Genomic DNA, 17,342 nt, shown 5'->3' on the forward strand with positions numbered 1-17,342 from the left:
CTTGTAAACCCTCCTTTATCCTTTTCAGACAGTCCTGTCTGAATGGATGAGAGGTAGCAATGCAGGTTGACGAAGCTGGATTCTACAACCGTCTCCTAGATTATCACAATATCCTATACCTCTGCCATCGAAATGCCGATCCGGACGCCATAAGTAGTGCATTTGCATTATCTGAGGCTATCGGAGGCAAAGTGGGGCTTGTGGATGGCTGTAACAGAGTTGCAGCATTACTTGTTGATAAACTGGAGATAGATGTAATAGATAATCCTGATCCTAAAGATTATGATCTGGTAGTGGTCGTAGACACATCTACCAGCGCACAGCTCAATGATATTAAACTTACCAACTATTGTGTAATAGATCATCATGCAACTACTGCACTGACAGAGAACGCGTCTTTTTATCTTCACCGTAATGCCACATCAGTAGCGGAGATCGTCTATGATGTTCTGAAATGCATGGGTGCACCTATAATGCATCGCATGGCTCTCGGACTCATGGCCGGGGTCGTGACAGATACAGGTCATTTCAAGCATGCCACGAGCAGGACGTTCAAGACATTTTCTGAGATAATCGATTCAAGCGGTGTCGAATATGCAGAAGTGCTCGACCTTATGGCATCAACACCTCAGGATGTCTCTATGAGGATCGCAATGCTTAAAACCGCATCACGGGCAGATGTTGAACGTGTCGGTGATTGGCTGGTCGTTACTTCGAATGTAAGTTCCTTTGGTGGTTCTGCTTCTTCCATGCTCATCAACATCGGTGGAGATGTTGCATTTGTAGGTACTGCAAGGTCTGATAACATAAGAGTAAGCGGTCGCGCCAAACGTGATGCTGTCAATGCAGGCGTTAATCTTGGCAAGATTATGGAAGAGATCAGCAGCCACTACGATGGGACCGGTGGCGGTCATGCAGGTGCAGCAGGGATAGATGTTGTAGCTGATATGGACACTATTCTCTTCGAATGTGTTGAGTTGGTGAAAGAAATTTTGAGAACTAAGAAAAACCCGTTGAGTCTATAAGTGGTTGTAACAAACCACCATCAGTATTGATCGACAATAGCGTGATAAATATGATAGAATATTGGAATCCACAGATCGAGAGAATGCCTGTTGAAGAGTTGAAGGAGATACAGGGGGAGAAGTTATGCAACCTCGTGAAATATGTCTATGAGCATTCTCCATTTTACAGAAAACGATTTGATGCTGCAGGAATAAGGCCAGAGGACATCAAGAGTCTCGATGATGTCACAAAGCTTCCTTTCACGTACAAAAAGGACCTGAGGGATACGTATCCCACAGGTATGTTCTGTGTTCCCAATAACAAACTTGTACGTTTTCATGTATCATCCGGTACTACCGGTAAACCCACAGTTGTCGGTTATACTGATAATGACATAAAGGCATGGACCACATCCCTTGCCCGTGCCATGACATCGATTGGTGTCGGACGCGACGATGTTATGCAGATAGGTTATGGCTATGGTCTTTTCACAGGCGGTCTGGGTATGCACTATGGTGCAGAAGAGACCGGTTGTACGGTATTGCCTGCAAGTTCCGGTAATACTGACAGACAGATCGAACTGATGCAGGATCTCGGAACAACCGTTATCGGTTGCACTCCTTCATATTTCCTTTTCATGATCGAGGCTGCAAAGAGTGCCGGCGTGAGCTTCCAGGAAGATACGGATCTGCGTGTAGGTGTTTTCGGTGCTGAACCCTGGTCCGAGGAAATGCGTAAGAGGATAGAGGAGTCGGCAGGTATCAAAGCCTATGATATCTTCGGTACATCCGAACTTAGCGGTCCTCTCTTCACGGAATGTCGGGAGCAGGATGGCATTCACATCTGGGCAGACCAGTTCCTTGTTGAGGTCATAGATCCTGACACCGGTGAGCCTGTACCAAACGGCGAGCGCGGTGAACTTGTGATAACCACACTTGTAAAGGAAGCATTGCCACTCATACGATACCGCATAGGTGACATCACTGTACTGAACTGGGATGAATGTGAATGTGGGAGGACACATCCACGTATCATGCGTGTTCTTGGTCGTGCAGATGATATGCTCATTGTCCGTGGTATCAATGTGTTCCCCGGACAGGTCGAGTCTGTGCTCATGAAGATACCCGAAGTTGGCGAACACTTCATGATCATCGTGGACAGGATAAATGAGCTTGATATCATGAAGGTGCAGATCGAGATGACCGATGTGGCATTCAGTGACAAGGTCAATGATATCATCAACCTGGAGAAAAAGGTGGCATCAGCCCTTAAGGGCGTGTTGAACATTGCTGTCAAGGTGGAACTTGTGGAACATGGTTCATTGCCACGTTCTATGGGCAAGGCAAAGAAAGTGATCGACAACAGAAAGTTATAAGCTTTAGAAGACATCATTTAAATTAGGATATGGGGCGATCTCATGGAAGATAAAATGATCAAACAGATTTCATTATTTGCAGAGAACAAGCCAGGGAGGCTTGCAAGCGTTTCTGACAAGTTCAAAGGTGCCGGTATTAACATCCGGGCGTTCACCATTGCTGAAGCAGGCGATTTCGGTATAATCCGAATGGTCGTTGATGATCCTGATCTGGCTCACAAGGTGCTGCATGATTCCGGATTTACCGTCTCGGAGACCAATGTCCTTGGTGTGGAGATGGAAGACGTGCCCGGTCAGCTTGGTATGATTGCAGAGGTCCTTGGTGAGAGGGATATCAACATCGATTACGCTTATGCTTTTGTTACCAGGACCGAGAAAGCTTTCCTTATTGTCCGTGTCAACGATATCAGGGGTGCTGTTAAGGTCCTTGGTGATGCGAAGATAAAGCTTCTTGACATGAGTGATGTTCAGAATATCTGATACTTGAAAATGCACCTTTTGGTGCATATTCTATCTTTTTTTGAAATTTTACTTTATGTAGACCACTAACGTTTTATATTATTCTTCCAAATTTTGTTCATGGATGATAATACTATCAAAAGTAAGGAAGCGTCGTTGAAAGAGAAACTTCGTGGTGCACACACCACTGTCATTGGCGACCGTCAGGGTAAAAAGATCCTTGCTATCATCAGTCAGCACGAAAAGGTCAAGGGTATCATTCCTTCCGTGATCACTGTTAGGGGTAAGAGCTCTCCGGGTGGGAATCTGGCAGCAAAGGTGCTTCCACATCCCGATGAGCATGGCAATCTCCGTCTTCTTTTATCCCATGGGACATCAGCTCAGGAAATTAGGATCGTTACAACGGTTGCTACCCGTGAAGAAGGGGAACCCCTGATGGAAGAGCTTAATGCTATGCTTTTCGACATCTGATGGCAAGGTGTGATCGATGTTTATCGGAGTTGACCACGGGACTAACGCAATGCGTTTTGCCGGGATCTGTGAGGGAAATGTACGAACATTTGAAATGCCACGTACGGAAGTATCGGGCATGTCCGAGGCTCAGATACTCGATTCGATCACTTCTCATCTTGATATTGGGATCTCTGATATAGAACTTGTAGCTGTCACCTATTCCATGGGTGATGGTATTGTAAGCATCGAGGATATGGACAATGTCGATTCCAGGGGCGTTTTGAGCATAGAGGGTGTCGGTAAAAAGACCGGAGCCGGAACACTTGTTTTCGATGCCATAAGGAATTCTCCTATCCCTGCTGTCCTTATTCCCGGAATCCATACAAAAAGCAATACTGATCCCCGATTGAACGTCTTTTCCCATTCCACAAGTCCTGAGAAGATAGGCATAGCCTACAATGCCAAATGCAAAGGCATAGATGACCTTGTGGTCTCAGACATAAGTTCCAACACTGTTACAGTGGGTGTTTGCGGTGGTAAGCTCATAGGTGCTATAGATGCTTGTATCTTTGCACCGGGAACCCGGCATGGTCCGCTCGATCTTGAGGCTATAAGGGATGTCGATGCGGGTAAATGCAGTGCCAACGAGGCCTTCATAAATGCAGGTGTGTTGAAACACACTCCTTATTCGGGTAATGATGAACTTCTCGAAGCTGCAGTCAATGGTGAAAGTGCTGCCATCCTGGCACTGGATCGGATCGCTTTATTCGCATCAATGGAAATTGCAGCAATACAGGTCCTGATGAAAGATCACGGTTCACATGGCAAGGTCTTCCTTGCAGGTTCAGTTGGTGAAGTTGACTACGTTGCTGAAAGAATAGGTTCTCATCTTGACCTGAAGCCCGAATTGCTCGGTAAATGGAGTGCTGCCATAGGCTGTGCTGAGATAGCACGTGATATTGCAGGCGGCGCAAGGACCATTCTTGGGCTTGATGTCAATTTTAATATCTGAGCTCGTTAATGATCTGAATATCTCAATTGCCTTTGTTTTTTCCCTTTCTTTATTCTTTCCTCAATATAGGTCTGGTCTGCGATCATCGAAAACCGGTATTGCTTTTCTTGTTTTTCTCATAAGGGATGTATCAATTTCCCCGATGATCACACATTCCTCATCCTTTGCACCTGCCATTACGTTTCCAAGGGGGTCAATTATCATGGTGCCTCCAAAGAATGTGGAATTAGGGTCTGAACCGGAGCGATTGCAGGCAATGTGGAATATCTGATTTTCAATGGCACGTGCAGTGGCAAGTGTTCTCCACTGATGTTCTCTTGGTTTCGGGAACTCTGCAATGGTTATGAGCATGTCAGCTCCTGAAAGACAAAGCTTCCTTGCTATTTCAGGAAATCTTATCTCATAGCATATTTGCAACCCAATTATCAGATCCCGTTCTTTAAGGTGTATCGGTTCGATGAGATCTCCTGATGCGAAATATCCTTTTTCCTTTCCGAAAGGATGTGTCTTTGTGTAGGTCCCGACAAGTTCTCCATCTTCCAGGCAAAAGCCCAGATTTGTATATGTTTCTCTGTTCTCGGAGCCATGTTTTTCGATTATGGAACCTATCATGATGCATTTGTTCTTTTTAGAGAATGCTGCTATTTCTTCAATCGTGGGGTATGGTCTTGATTCTGCTGCCTTCTCAAGGTCTTCATAGCAAAAGCCCGTGGAGAACACTTCCGGAAGGATGATAATATCAGCACCTTTTGAAACGGCTTCTTCTGAGAAACGAAGGGCCTTTTCGATGTTCTTTTGTTTATTGCAATGACAAATATCCATCTGTATGGCTGCAATTTTGATTGGTTCCACTTTATAGCCTCTTTTTCTGATCTTTGATGTTATTATCTGCTAGTAATGTTGGTACTATTATCGGTCCTTTGTCGTCTGTATCTATCTATTTACCTAACGTTACATTAATATGTAACTACTTTCTTCTACAGCGCAAGATATGCTAAATCATTTGAATGAGGCTATTATTGTGAGCGATGAACTTTTTGATCTGCAAGTTGGCTATGTTACTTTCAGAAACCCCATTGCGCTTGCGCCAATGGCTGGTATCACTGACAGTGCATTTGCCAGCAAAAATGCAAAGAATGCCGGTCTTGCAGTGATCGGTGGCTATAATCTGGACAAAGAAACGAATGCAGCTGCGGTAAAGCTTGTTGAAAGAGGCCGGCAGGAGTTCTTATCGGATGCTCCTCTTGAGTTTTTTGAAACTGAGGTCAATGCTGTTGATACCGTTGGAGCCGTAGGTTTTAATGTAAGAGCTGTAAGCCTTGACCCTCTTCTTAAAGCTGCTAGTATCGTGAAAGCTGCAGGTGGCATACTTGAGCTTGATGCACATTGCAGGCAGGAGGAAATGGTTTCCATCGGTGTTGGTGAAGCATTGATGAAAGACCTTCCCAGACTTACCGAGTGGATAAAGAAGATCAAAGAGACAGGTGTGGTTCTTTCTGTGAAGGTGAGGGCAAACGTTGTCGATGATGTTGCCCTTGCAAGAAGCATTGAGAACGCAGGAGCAGACATTCTCCATGTCGATGCCATGAAAGAAGGTGCTGGTGCTGACCTTCGTGCCATTTTGCGTATTCGTGATTCTACAAGGCTTTTCCTTATTGGGAATAATTCAATTATGGACATTATGGATGCAAGGGACATGTTCTCAAAGGGTGCTGATATGATCTCGGTATCTCGGGGTGTGCTTGAGGATGATGGGTTCATTGATTCTCTTGTTGAAGATGTCTGTGCAGTGCAGGAACAGATGGGCTGGTATAATTCTCCCAAACATGTATGTCGTGGCGAAGGTGACCTTAGGGGACTCGCATTTTGCTGTTTGCCTGTTAAACCATGTGCAGTGCATGATAAGGCGGCTCAGCTTGGATATAGTCCAAAGGAATTTGCGAACATCAAAATGGAATTTGCAAAAGGAACCCCACTCGAATTTGGTGATAGCACATGTTTTGGCAGCCTGGCCTGGTGTTGTAAGATCTCAAAACCCTGTTATTTGAGAGACGGTGTTCTCGATGTCCTTGACCTTTCTGCTTCGGATTATATGCGGTTGAAAAAGGACCTTGCAACTTATATATTAGATAATGCCAAAAAACCTGTTAATGAACAGTGATCAGGGTATGCATTCTATTGATGGTTGTAACAACCGGTCTGTATACTCACATATCGCATGCTGTGCACAGCTGGCAATGATACTTGAGGTTTCCTCCTCTCCAAAGCCGGGTAATATTGACAGGCACCATGACTATGAGGATACCAGGTATGAACATTTTCTGGCATCTGCGGTAAGTATTCATCCCGTTATTGAAGCTGCAGCAAAAAAAGATGCCCGGGTTGGTGCTCTGCTAAGAAGTGCGGTCTGTCATAGTAATAGCTGGCAGAGCGGTGGGAACACGCATTTTGGGGCATTTCTTCTCCTTATACCGCTTTCAATGGCTGCCGGTGAGATCCTTGGCAGTGGCAATGATCTCGATATGGATGAGCTCGTTGCCCGTGCTCATGAAATAGTCAGTTCAACGGATACTGATGATGCTATTGATTTCTATAAGGCGTTCCGTTCAGCAGGGGTGCGTGTGAACGATGTGGATGAGTTCGATCTTCAGGATGATTCATCATTTGTATCATTGAGAGAGGAGGGACTTACTCTCTACGACCTCATGAAGATCTCACAGGGCTACGACCAGATCGCTAATGAATGGGTCAATGGTTTTGGTGATTGTGTGAAGTGTGCCCAAATGCTGGATCGTTTTATGAATATATCCGGGGATGGGCCACTAATACCTGATATCAATCATGCAGTTGTTTTTTCATTTCTAAAACTTCTTTCTGAAAGACCTGATACATTCATTAGGACAAAGACGAATGAAAGGACTGCTGAGGAAGTCTCATAGCAGGCGAAATGTATTGTGGACAGGCTGGAAGGCTCCGGCTACCATATGTCTCCTTTCTGGGATGATGTGGGAGAATTTGATGAACTGCTTTTGGAGAAAGGTTTAAATCCCGGTTCGACAGCAGATATCGTCATAGCAGGTTTATTCATATCTTTGCTTGGGGGTTTGAGATTCTAATGAAGGAATTTGATCTGGATAATTTTGGTATTTCTGAGGGTATATCGGAAGTTATTGTGACTACCTCTAATGGTTGGGTGCCAAATGCAGCTCCAATAGGTATCATAAGGAAAGGCAATGATGTATTTGTAAGACTTTACAAAGGTTCGCAGACCTATGATAATGTAAAAGCAGAACGCATACTTGTTGCAAATCTTGTTTATGACCCTCTTATTTTCGTGCGTAGTACTTTTGGGAACCTCGCTGAATCGGAGTTTGAAGTTCTTTCCTATGAAGGACTTGGGTTTGCAACTGTCAGGGATTCATTTTGTTGGGTCGTATTCGAATGCGATGAGGTCAAGGAGACTTCCGAAGCAATAGTTGCAAAGCTCGTTCCAAGGCATGCCCATGCAGGTCGCTGTATCTTTAATTCAATCAACAGGGGCTTCAATCTCGTGGTAGAGTCCTGTGTACACGCTACCCGATATGAATTGACGAATGATGAGAGGTATATGAGGCTCATAAAAGCATATTCTATCACCGTCAACAAATGTGGTAGTGAGCTTGATAAGGAAGCAATGGCCCTTCTTCTTAAAAGATATGATGGACAGGTGTGAACATGTCAGAAGATCCTATGGGCAATTTCATGGATGTTGCTGTAAAAGAAGCATTAAAAGGTATGCGTAACAATGAAGGTGGCCCTTTTGGAGCTGTCATTGTAAAGGACGGTAAGATCATCTCAAAAGGACACAATGAAGTTCTTGGGACCAATGATCCGTCTGCTCATGCTGAGATCGTGGCTATCCGTAAGGCATCAGCGGCTCTGGGGGATTTCGATCTGTCTGGTTGTGAGCTCTATGCGACAACAATGCCTTGCCCGATGTGTCTTTCAGCGATCATATGGGCACGTATTGGGAAGCTCTACTATTGCACCAGCACAGAGGATGTTGCATCTATAGGTTTTGATGATGGTGACATTTATGCAATGTTGAGGGAAGGTGTTGACCCTTCGGTACTTAAAGAAGTGAACCTGGAGTGTGAGGATTGTCACGAACTCCTTAGCGAATGGTCAAAAAAAACGGATAAGAGAATGTATTGATCATTCTCTAACATCTCAGTTTGAACCGAGCAATTCCTTTGCTTCTTCCTCTCTTCCAAGCTTAAATAGTAAGTTTGCCTTGTTCTCAAGTGCTGCGGTAAAACCCCTTTCTACTTCGAGTGCATTGCTGTATGCATTCAAAGCATTCTCGTTCTCTCCTATTTCTTCAAGAGTGTTCCCCATGCAGTACCATGCATCGGAAAATGCTGGTTTGATCTCAAGGGCATTGTTGTAAGCTTCAATTGCTTCTTTGTGCTTTCCCAGCTTTTCAAGGGTGTTGGCCTTACAATACCAAATTCCGGATGCATTTTTCTTGATAGTGGGGTCAGGGTTCGTGTTCAGGAATGAGTAACGCGGAAAATTGAAGTGCATTATGTCTGCAAATTCGATCGCTTTTTCATAGGATTCGAGGGCTTCTTCAAAACGTTCGAGTTGATATAGGGTGTTTGCTTTGCAACACCATGCATCGGGATATTCCGGTTCGAGCGAAATGGCCTTGTCAAGTATCCTGAGTGCTTCTTCATATTGACCGATGTTGAAAAGTAGAAATCCCTTGCTGAAGACGGGTTTTATGTCATCGGGCGTTTTTTGTATCGTGTCTTCTACTATGGCAAGTGCTTCTTCCTTTTTGTCCAGTTTGAATAGGATGAAACATTTGTTGAATCGAACTTCAAGTTCACGTTTTGCGGCATTCTCGGCCTCATCATCCATTTCGTTTTGCAGCAGCTCTTGTTGTAGTTCTTCCCATATGGATGCTGCTTCATCATATTTTTCCAGCGCGTCTTCAAATCGTCCGATCTCATGTAGCACATAACCTTTTCCATAGGTGCTTTCAGCGTTCTTGACCATTTGTTTTAGTTTTCTTTTGTAAGATGCCTGCTGGAACATGTCCTTGATATTATTCATATATTGAAATATCCGGTGTCCAGTGATATACTTTTTGCAATGGCGTTGAGGTAGTAAGTGGTTTGGTTTGGCGTACTCTTCACATTTATCCACATAAGGCTAATTTATTTTAACGTATCAGAAATTTATATAAAATAAACTGTCATTTTGGATGCTCACTCATCAATGTATAAATATGTCTTTTATCTTATTACTTTATGAGCAACATTAATGAACAGTATCATCTAGCAGTAATTATGGAGTTGATCGCATCAGTGCCAAAAAAACGAATGTAGGCGGTGCAAAAGTATCTACTATTGATGCGGCATCCCGGGAAGAGGTTTTTAAATCTGTTATAAATTCCAGCCCTGCGGTTGTCTTTTTATGGAGGGCGGAAGTGGGCTGGCCCGTGGAGTTCGTTTCCGAGAACATCTCACAATTCGGGTATGGTGCAAAAGATCTGATCACCGGAAAGTTTCGTTATGTTGATATTATTCATCCCGATGATGTTGATCATGTAATATCTGAAACGTCTCTTCATATGGATGATAAAGACCGCAATTTCAACCTCCGATATCGTATTCTCACAAAGGCCGGGGATATTCGATGGGTCGATGAAAGGACGTCCGCTCATTTTGATGATTCCGGTTCTATCCAGTTCTATCATGGTATCATTCTGGATATTACTGAGCAAAGGATGGACGATATTGCTTTGCTTGATGGTGCTCTTGGTATGAACAAAGCGCTTCAGACCGTTATCAATTCCAGTCCGGTAGTTGTATTTCTATGGAGGGCAGAAAAGGATTGGCCCGTGGAGTTCGTATCGAAGAACATTGATATGTTCGGTTATTCGGTGGGAGATTTCATCTCGGGAAAATTGGTCTATGGTGATATTGTACATCCTGATGATATTGACCGTGTTCGTGCAGGAGTTTCCAAGTGTACTGAGGGTGGATATTCTGATTTCTTCCAGGAGTATCGTATCCTCACAAAGACTGGAGAAGTGCGCTGGGTCGATGAAAGGACTCAGATACAACACGATCCACTGGGCAATGTGACATATCTCCAGGGTATCATTCTTGATATCACTGGGAGGAAGAAGATCGAGAATGCACTTCATAGTGAAGAAAAACGTATTGAAGCGCTGTTATGTTTGTACCAGATGACGGATGCTTCCATTCAGGACATTATTGATTTTGCCAGGGATGAGGTCGTAAGACTGACTAATAGCAAGATCGGATATCTGGCATTCATGAGCGATGATGAAAGTGTCATCACGACTGATTCATGGTCTGAGGGCGTTACGAATGAATGTTCTCTGAACAAAAAGAAACTTCAGTCACATGTGGTCGATGTTGGGTTATGGGGTGAATCTCTGAAACAGAGGTTGCCGATCATAGTAAATGATGATTCAGAAGAGAATCCTTCTAAAAGGGGATATCCTGAAGGGCATATGAGGATCGATCGGTTTTTGAGCGTTCCTATATTTGAAAGGGACAAGATCGTTGCTCTTGTAGGGCTTGCCAATAAGACTGATAATTATGATCTTTCCGATGTGCGTCAGGTCACACTTCTGATGCAGGGGATGTGGAGTATTCTCCTTCATAGGGGGGTGGATGAAGAACTACGTCGTTCTCTTGACATACAGAAGATCCTGGGGGATGTCATTAAGAATAGTCCTGCGGTTGTCTTCCTTTGGCGCGCTGACCCTGATTGGCCGGTTGAGTTCGTTTCAGAAAATGTGACCCAGTTTGGTTATTCGGTGGATGATTTTATTTCGGGAAGGTTTGTGTATGCTGATATTGTACATCCTTATGATCTTGATAGGGTGCAAAAGGAGCTTTCTAAGAGGATAGATGCAGGTTTTATAGATTTTAATCAGGAATATCGTGTATTGACCAAGTTCGGTGATATACGATGGGTGGATGAAAGAACGTTCATCAAGCACGATGAAGATGGGAATGTCGCTTATATGCAGGGTATCATTGTGGATGTTACTGACCGTAAACATTCTGATGATTTTATGCATATGCAATTTGATCTTGATAGTGTTCTAAGTTCTGCGCATAGTCTTGAGGAAACCTTTGAACAGATGCTTGAATTCAGCTTAAAGGTCGAGCCGGTGGATTCTGGAAGATTGTATCTTTTTGATGAAGCAACTGGGGATCTGAGGCTTGTGGCGCATAAAGGTCTTTCAGAGCGTTTTGTGAAGGACATTTCGGTGTTTGGAAAGAATTCTGTGCAGAACCGTCTTGTGATGACCGGGCAACCGGTTTACAAACATCATTCGGAGCTCAGTGCTATTACTACTGGTGAGAGCTCCCAGTACGAGGGTTTGCATGCTACCGGTATAATCCCTGTGAAACATGATGGGAAGATCATTGCAGCGCTTTGCTTATCCTCGCATTCCGAATATGAGATCCCTGCCGATGCACGCAATTCCCTTGAGACCATTGCTACCCAGATCGGTGTGGTCATTTCAAAGATCCGCTCGGATTCAAATGATTCTAAGAAGTACAAGGACCTTCAGTCCCTTGTTGATATGGTGGATGAGATATTGGTGGTACTGGACATGGATGGATATGTCCTCTATGCAAATAAGATGCTTATGGAAGGTCTGAAACTTTCTGATGGGGATATTTCAGATATGCATTACCTTGAGCTTCATCCTGATGGGGAATGGGACAATGTTGATTCTATGCTTTCGAGTGCCCGGGTTGGGGAAAAATTAGTCTATGAGACTGTCATGGTGGGTGCGGGTGGTTTTCTGGTCGGGGTCGAAACAAAGCTTGTCTGTGGAGAATGGTCGGGACAGCCTTGTATTATGGCTTCATCAAGGCTTATTGACTGATTGGTTTATGGACTGATGGATCGGGCTATATTGTCTGCCCTATTTTTTTATTTTTGGAGTAGATAAATAGTCTTTATATATGATTATGTAGATAATTGCTTTACATATTAGATACGATAATGCATCGATTTTTTGGAGAGTATAAATGAATACAAAATATATAGCCATTTTTTTGGCGGTTATAATGGTCATGTCAATCATGCCTTTTTTCTTCAGTGGAGGCTCGAATGGGGAGACTGCGGATAATTCGGTTGTGGATAATTCGGTTGTGGATGCCGCTGGCTTTGAATCTATTCCCGGTGAACATGTGGATCATGAGCTGAATTCCCTTGCTGATGGTCTTGCAGTGACACCTGAAGGGGTGGCATTTGCAGAGTATGTTGACATTGACAGCATAAGGGATACACCACTTTACCTTATGATGGGTAATACGTCACAGTTGGATTCAGTATATGGAGTTCAGGTCACTAAGTTGTACTCTGCAGAATATGCTAACCAGCACAGTTTCAATATGCATGTGATAAACCCTGAGGTCATTGCTTTCCCTTATTATCTTTCAGAGGATGCGTATAATGGATACTATTTCGCTTCACGCGGTAGCGACCTGTATAATGTAATAGGCAATCCTATGCTCTTTGGTCAGCAGGATCGGTTAGAGGATGTTCTGGATGTCATGGAAGGCGATGCTAATGCATCATCAGATTTCAGCAGGTTGATGGAGTTCGTGGAGCCGGGTGCACCTATACAGCAAGTTATGGTCGTGAATGATGGGTTTGCAGATCAGTATTACCTTGATCTGATGTTCCTTGATGATTCACGTTTGTCACGTACTACTGTCTATCTTAATCCGACAGATGGTACTCGCAACAATATAACTGCTTATGCAGCTGAAGGTCCTGATAAGGGTCTGGACTATGATATAGAGTCTCAGGAAGATATTTTGAAGGTGACCGTTACCTTAGATTCTTCAGATTTCTATACTTTCTTGGGTGAGCCTGCTTGGTGAGCTTGTTCTCACCTCGTTTTTCTTTTTTATATTCTGTTCTGCATATGTCTTTGGTGAGCTATCAGGCATTTTGGCGCAAGCTATATATGTGACTGTGGCGATTCATACCAAATACTTTGGTTGATGCAACATATGCTCATTTGTGAGTGAATGTGCATTGCTGATGTTAATTACAATGAATAATGACAGACCGCAGATAAGGGCGGTTTCGAAGGAGATATAAATATGGTTAAATTTGAAGTTCCTGACGAATTAGCAGATAAAGCACTTGAAGCAATCGAACTCGCAAGAGACACCGGTAAGGTAAAGAAAGGTACCAACGAAGCAACAAAAGCTATCGAAAGAGGCATCACAAAGCTTGCGGTAATCGCAGCTGACATTGAGCCATCCGAGATCGTTGCTCATATTCCAGCTCTTTGCGAAGAAAAGAACACACCATACATTTTTGTAAAACAGCAGAAAGAACTTGGTGCAGCATGTGGAATTGGTGTGGGCTGTGCAGCTGTTGTGATCACTGATGCAGGAAAGGGCAGCGAACTTGTAGAAGACGTTGCACAGAAAGTCGCTGCACTCAAATAATCATTGACTGGAGGTATCCCGAATGGCAGATGATGATATGGGTTTTGCAGCTGAGGTTATCGACGTGATCGGTAACACCGGTATGCATGGTGAAGCCAGCCAGATTCAGTGCAGGGTTCTTGAAGGTCGTGACAAGGGTAGGATCATTACAAGAAACTGCGTTGGTCCAGTGAGAATTGCTGATGTTTTCATGCTTATGGAGACATCCAGAGAGGCTAAGAAACTAACTACCAGGTGATGATAATGGAACAGAGAAAATGTTCATTTTGCGGAGAGTTGCTTGAGCCGGGTACGGGTCTCCTTTTTGCAAAGAGGGACGGATCCACATATTATTTCTGTTCTTCCAAATGTAAGGGCAACTTCGATCTTGGAAGACTTCCAAGACGTACTGTCTGGACAGAACAGGGTAGGATCTACCTGAAGAAAGCCTAATGTTGGTGAATCTGATGGAACGAACCTATGTTATGGTCAAACCAGATGGCGTTCAGCGCTGTCTTGTTGGAGAGATCGTCTCAAGAATCGAGAAAAAAGGTCTTAAGATCGCAGCATTAAGGATGAATGTGATGACCGAGGCGGCCGCAAAGGAGCACTACAAAGAGCACTCCGAAAGGCCTTTCTTCGGTCCCCTCGTATCCTTTGTCACTTCAGGCCCATCTGTTTCGATGGTCATTGAAGGCAATAATGCGATCAAGATCATGCGTGCGATCAATGGTGCAACAAATCCTGTCGATGCATTGCCTGGAACTATCCGTGGCGATCTTACAGTTGATATGGGTAGAAATGTTGTCCATGCATCAGATGCTCCGGAATCAGCAGAGCGTGAGATAGCTCTTCACTTTGAAGAGTCTGAGATCTCCGGCTATCCACGAGCAGATGATGAATGGTTGTATGAGTGATTCGAAAGGATCAGACATCTGAAGATCGAATAACATTCAGGGACAAGAGGCCGATAATTCGGTCCTCTTTCATTGTTAGTATGTTATGTACTAACGCTCCTGAATGTTTTTTTTAATATTAATGAATTCAACAGGATTTCAGAGAGAGTTGTGTCATGGTTGTAAAAGATAACTTACGAACTCCTATCGTTTGTGTTATGGGGCATGTGGATCACGGCAAGACCTCACTGCTTGACATGATACGTGGAAGTGCAGTTGTATCCGGAGAAGCTGGAGCTATCACCCAGCACATTGGTGCAACCGAAGTTCCTATAAGTGCTATTGTGGAAAAATGTGGGAATCCAGGCCTACTTGACAAGTTCATGGTTCCTGGACTTCTTTTCATTGATACGCCTGGACATCATGCGTTCACTACTTTGAGGAGTCGTGGCGGTGCTCTTGCAGACCTTGCCGTTGTTATCGTTGATATCAATGAAGGTTTTAAACCACAGACGATCGAGAGCCTGAATATTTTGCAACAGCATAAGACCCCGTTCGTTGTTGTGGCGAACAAGATCGACAAGATTCATGGTTGGAACCCTCAAAAAGGTGCTCCTTTCATGACGTCTTACAATAAGCAGAGCGAACACGTAAGGGGAAGCCTTGACACCAAGTTCTATGAGGTCGTGGGTGAACTGTATAGCAATGGTTTCAGTTCTGATCGATATGACCGTGTAAACGATTTCCAGCATAATATCGGTGTTATTCCTATCAGTGCTATCACAGGTGAAGGTATTCCTGATCTCCTGATGGTTCTGCTGGGACTGGCGCAGAGATTCCTTGAATCGAATCTTCATTATAATGCAGAAGGGCCCGGTGTGGGTACTGTTCTGGAGGTCAAAGAAGAGCGTGGACTTGGTACCACCCTTGATCTTATCCTGTATGATGGAGTGCTGAAAAAAGGTGATACGATAGTTGTTGGATGTTTGGGTGAACCTATACAGACAAAAGTTCGTGCTATCCTAAAACCACGTGCTCTTTCAGAGATCAATGTTGAAGATAAGTTCAAGCAGGTCAGTAAGGTTACTGCTGCAGTTGGTGTTAAGATCTCAGCTCCTCATCTCGATGGTGCATTGTCCGGAGGTTCAGTTAGGGTAGCTACTGCTGAAACACTGGATGCTGTTGTTGAAGAGGTGCGTAATGAGGTCGAAGATGTCCAGATCGATACCGATCAGAGTGGTATTACTATCAAAGCCGATACAATTGGCTCTCTTGAAGCTCTTGTGAATGAACTTAAAAAAGAGGATATCCCTATTCGCAAAGCAGATGTGGGTGATATTTCCAACAGGGACATTATGGAAGCTTTCGCTATCGAAGATCCGTTCCATTCTGTTATTGTAGGGTTTAATGTCAATATCCTTCCTGATGCCAAAGAAAAAGTACGATCCACTGGCGTCAAGGTGTTCATGAACGATGTCATCTACCGTTTGATAGATGACTATAGGGATTGGGTAAAGGAACAGCGGGCTATATCCGAAAAGGCCGTTTCCGAGACAATTGTCAAACCCGCTATGTTCACTATTATGCCTGACTGTGTGTTCAGACAGAGCAAACCTGCTGTTGTAGGTGTACGGGTAATAGGTGGTACCATCAAGACGAAGGTCGATGTTACGACAGGCGATGGTACTGTAGTGGGAATTGTAAAAGGCTTGCAATCACGGGGCGAGAACGTAAGTGTTGCTACTATCGGCATGGAGGTTGCGATGTCTATCGATGGCCCTACAGTGGGCAGACAGATAAACGAAGGCGATGTTCTCTATGCGAACATACCTGAAAGGCATGCTAAGATACTTGAGCACGAACTTTACGATTCACTTTCGGCGGATGAATTAGAAGCACTTGACTCCTTCTTGGATATAAAAAGAAGGGATAACCCATTCTGGGCGAAATGATCGATGGATGCAAAATAAATACCTGTAATTCATATACAGGCTTAAGCTAACTTTAAATACGAATTTATTCAAACATATTGGAGGCAAATCATGGCAGATTTTAAAATTGTAGTTTCAGATCCAAAAACAAAGACCTACCAGTTCGACATTACTGGAGCTGAAGCAAACCAGTACATTGGAAGATCTATTGGTCAGACAGTAGATGGCGCAACAGTAGGTCTGGATGGTTACACACTAACCATTACAGGCGGTACCGACAACAGTGGTTTCGTAATGAGCCCAACCCTTCCAGGTCCAAAGAGGCAAAAGATCCTCATTGCAAAGGGTGTAGGATATTCACCAGTAGCAAAAGGCGTACGCCGAAGGAAATTCCTTCGTGGAAGCGAGATTGCTCCTGACATTACCCAGATCAACACCAAAGTTACAGGATACTCTGACAAGACCATTGAAGAGATCCTTGGTGGCGGTTCAGAAGACGTTGAAGCACAAGCAGAGTGATATTCGTCACTCTCCTTTTTAATTCTTTTTTTGTAACTATTCAGCCTACCTATCGTCAATCCTGTATGACCGACTATAATACAAAAAATTAATTTGCAACCCTAAAATCAAACAATCGTTGGAACAAATGGCTTTCCATCGATTGCATCTTGAATAGCTTTCATCACAGAAAGTTGATTCTTCTTAACAGTAGAAATG

The 17,342-nt window shown here is 43.9% G+C and carries 18 protein-coding genes and 1 pseudogene; 17 read left to right on the top strand and 2 right to left on the bottom strand.

Annotated features, from left to right (window positions below):
• Positions 1 to 59 precede the first annotated feature (59 nt).
• The 5 genes from KDK67_RS04140 (at position 60) to KDK67_RS04160 (ending at position 4,304) form a co-directional block, all read left to right on the top strand.
• Positions 60 to 1,025 carry a DHH family phosphoesterase gene (locus tag KDK67_RS04140; RefSeq protein WP_250867564.1) on the top strand — a complete coding sequence of 322 codons (966 nt, stop codon included), beginning with the start codon at positions 60 to 62 and terminating at the stop codon, positions 1,023 to 1,025.
• Between the two features lie 50 nt (positions 1,026 to 1,075).
• Positions 1,076 to 2,380, top strand: coding sequence for a phenylacetate--CoA ligase family protein (locus KDK67_RS04145; RefSeq protein ID WP_250867565.1), 1,305 nt, complete (start codon positions 1,076 to 1,078; stop codon positions 2,378 to 2,380).
• Positions 2,381 to 2,422: 42 nt separating this feature from the next.
• Entirely contained in the window at positions 2,423 to 2,860 is a 438-nt protein-coding gene (locus KDK67_RS04150) for an ACT domain-containing protein (protein ID WP_250867566.1), read from the top strand.
• 99 nt (positions 2,861 to 2,959) lie between these two features.
• On the top strand, positions 2,960 to 3,310 hold the full coding sequence (locus KDK67_RS04155) for a DUF2103 domain-containing protein (RefSeq protein WP_250867567.1): 351 nt from the start codon (positions 2,960 to 2,962) through the stop codon (positions 3,308 to 3,310).
• A gap of 16 nt (positions 3,311 to 3,326) precedes the next feature.
• Complete coding sequence (locus KDK67_RS04160) at positions 3,327 to 4,304, top strand: methanogenesis marker 12 protein (RefSeq protein ID WP_250867568.1); 978 nt, start codon at positions 3,327 to 3,329, stop codon at positions 4,302 to 4,304.
• Positions 4,305 to 4,364: 60 nt separating this feature from the next.
• On the opposite strand, the gene KDK67_RS04165 is transcribed toward KDK67_RS04160, so the two are convergent.
• Positions 4,365 to 5,156, bottom strand: coding sequence for a carbon-nitrogen family hydrolase (locus KDK67_RS04165; protein ID WP_305064334.1), 792 nt, complete (start codon positions 5,154 to 5,156; stop codon positions 4,365 to 4,367).
• Between the two features lie 169 nt (positions 5,157 to 5,325).
• Here KDK67_RS04165 and KDK67_RS04170 point away from each other — a divergent pair, with 169 nt between their 5' ends.
• The 4 genes and pseudogenes from KDK67_RS04170 to KDK67_RS04185 all read left to right on the top strand — a co-directional run bounded on the left by KDK67_RS04170 (position 5,326) and on the right by KDK67_RS04185 (position 8,498).
• Positions 5,326 to 6,465, top strand: a complete 1,140-nt coding sequence (locus KDK67_RS04170) for a methanogenesis marker 9 domain-containing protein (RefSeq protein ID WP_250867569.1) — start codon at positions 5,326 to 5,328, stop codon at positions 6,463 to 6,465.
• A 7-nt stretch (positions 6,466 to 6,472) separates the two neighbouring features.
• Positions 6,473 to 7,420 (top strand): annotated as a pseudogene (locus KDK67_RS04175) (triphosphoribosyl-dephospho-CoA synthase).
• Positions 7,420 to 8,016 carry a DUF447 domain-containing protein gene (locus KDK67_RS04180; RefSeq protein ID WP_250867570.1) on the top strand — a complete coding sequence of 199 codons (597 nt, stop codon included), beginning with the start codon at positions 7,420 to 7,422 and terminating at the stop codon, positions 8,014 to 8,016. Before KDK67_RS04175 ends, KDK67_RS04180 begins: the two are co-directional and overlap by 1 nt.
• Positions 8,017 to 8,018: 2 nt before the next feature.
• Complete coding sequence (locus KDK67_RS04185; RefSeq protein ID WP_250867571.1) at positions 8,019 to 8,498, top strand: nucleoside deaminase; 480 nt, start codon at positions 8,019 to 8,021, stop codon at positions 8,496 to 8,498.
• Between the two features lie 15 nt (positions 8,499 to 8,513).
• On the opposite strand, the gene KDK67_RS04190 is transcribed toward KDK67_RS04185, so the two are convergent.
• Positions 8,514 to 9,404: a tetratricopeptide repeat protein gene (locus KDK67_RS04190; RefSeq protein WP_250867572.1), complete on the bottom strand. Its 891-nt coding sequence runs from the start codon at positions 9,402 to 9,404 to the stop codon at positions 8,514 to 8,516.
• A 295-nt stretch (positions 9,405 to 9,699) separates the two neighbouring features.
• Here KDK67_RS04190 and KDK67_RS14420 point away from each other — a divergent pair, with 295 nt between their 5' ends.
• From KDK67_RS14420 to KDK67_RS04230, 8 genes are all read left to right on the top strand, one after another.
• On the top strand, positions 9,700 to 12,234 hold the full coding sequence (locus KDK67_RS14420; protein WP_250867583.1) for a PAS domain-containing protein: 2,535 nt from the start codon (positions 9,700 to 9,702) through the stop codon (positions 12,232 to 12,234).
• A gap of 145 nt (positions 12,235 to 12,379) precedes the next feature.
• Complete coding sequence (locus KDK67_RS04200; RefSeq protein ID WP_250867574.1) at positions 12,380 to 13,240, top strand: hypothetical protein; 861 nt, start codon at positions 12,380 to 12,382, stop codon at positions 13,238 to 13,240.
• Positions 13,241 to 13,465: 225 nt separating this feature from the next.
• A complete protein-coding gene (rpl7ae, locus tag KDK67_RS04205) occupies positions 13,466 to 13,819 on the top strand; it encodes a 50S ribosomal protein L7Ae (protein WP_250867575.1) in 354 nt (117 codons plus the stop codon).
• Between the two features lie 22 nt (positions 13,820 to 13,841).
• Positions 13,842 to 14,057, top strand: a complete 216-nt coding sequence (locus KDK67_RS04210) for a 30S ribosomal protein S28e (RefSeq protein WP_172366828.1) — start codon at positions 13,842 to 13,844, stop codon at positions 14,055 to 14,057.
• Positions 14,058 to 14,062: 5 nt separating this feature from the next.
• Positions 14,063 to 14,251 (top strand): 50S ribosomal protein L24e, encoded by a 189-nt coding sequence (locus KDK67_RS04215; protein ID WP_011498393.1) that lies wholly within the window; start codon positions 14,063 to 14,065, stop codon positions 14,249 to 14,251.
• A gap of 14 nt (positions 14,252 to 14,265) precedes the next feature.
• A complete protein-coding gene (ndk, locus tag KDK67_RS04220; protein ID WP_250867577.1) occupies positions 14,266 to 14,715 on the top strand; it encodes a nucleoside-diphosphate kinase in 450 nt (149 codons plus the stop codon).
• A gap of 155 nt (positions 14,716 to 14,870) precedes the next feature.
• Positions 14,871 to 16,646: a translation initiation factor IF-2 gene (gene infB, locus KDK67_RS04225; RefSeq protein WP_250867578.1), complete on the top strand. Its 1,776-nt coding sequence runs from the start codon at positions 14,871 to 14,873 to the stop codon at positions 16,644 to 16,646.
• A 90-nt stretch (positions 16,647 to 16,736) separates the two neighbouring features.
• Positions 16,737 to 17,144 carry a 30S ribosomal protein S6e gene (locus tag KDK67_RS04230; RefSeq protein WP_250867579.1) on the top strand — a complete coding sequence of 136 codons (408 nt, stop codon included), beginning with the start codon at positions 16,737 to 16,739 and terminating at the stop codon, positions 17,142 to 17,144.
• Positions 17,145 to 17,342 lie beyond the last annotated feature (198 nt).

The sequence above is a fragment of the Methanococcoides seepicolus genome (assembly GCF_023684405.1).
Lineage (GTDB): Archaea > Halobacteriota > Methanosarcinia > Methanosarcinales > Methanosarcinaceae > Methanococcoides > Methanococcoides seepicolus.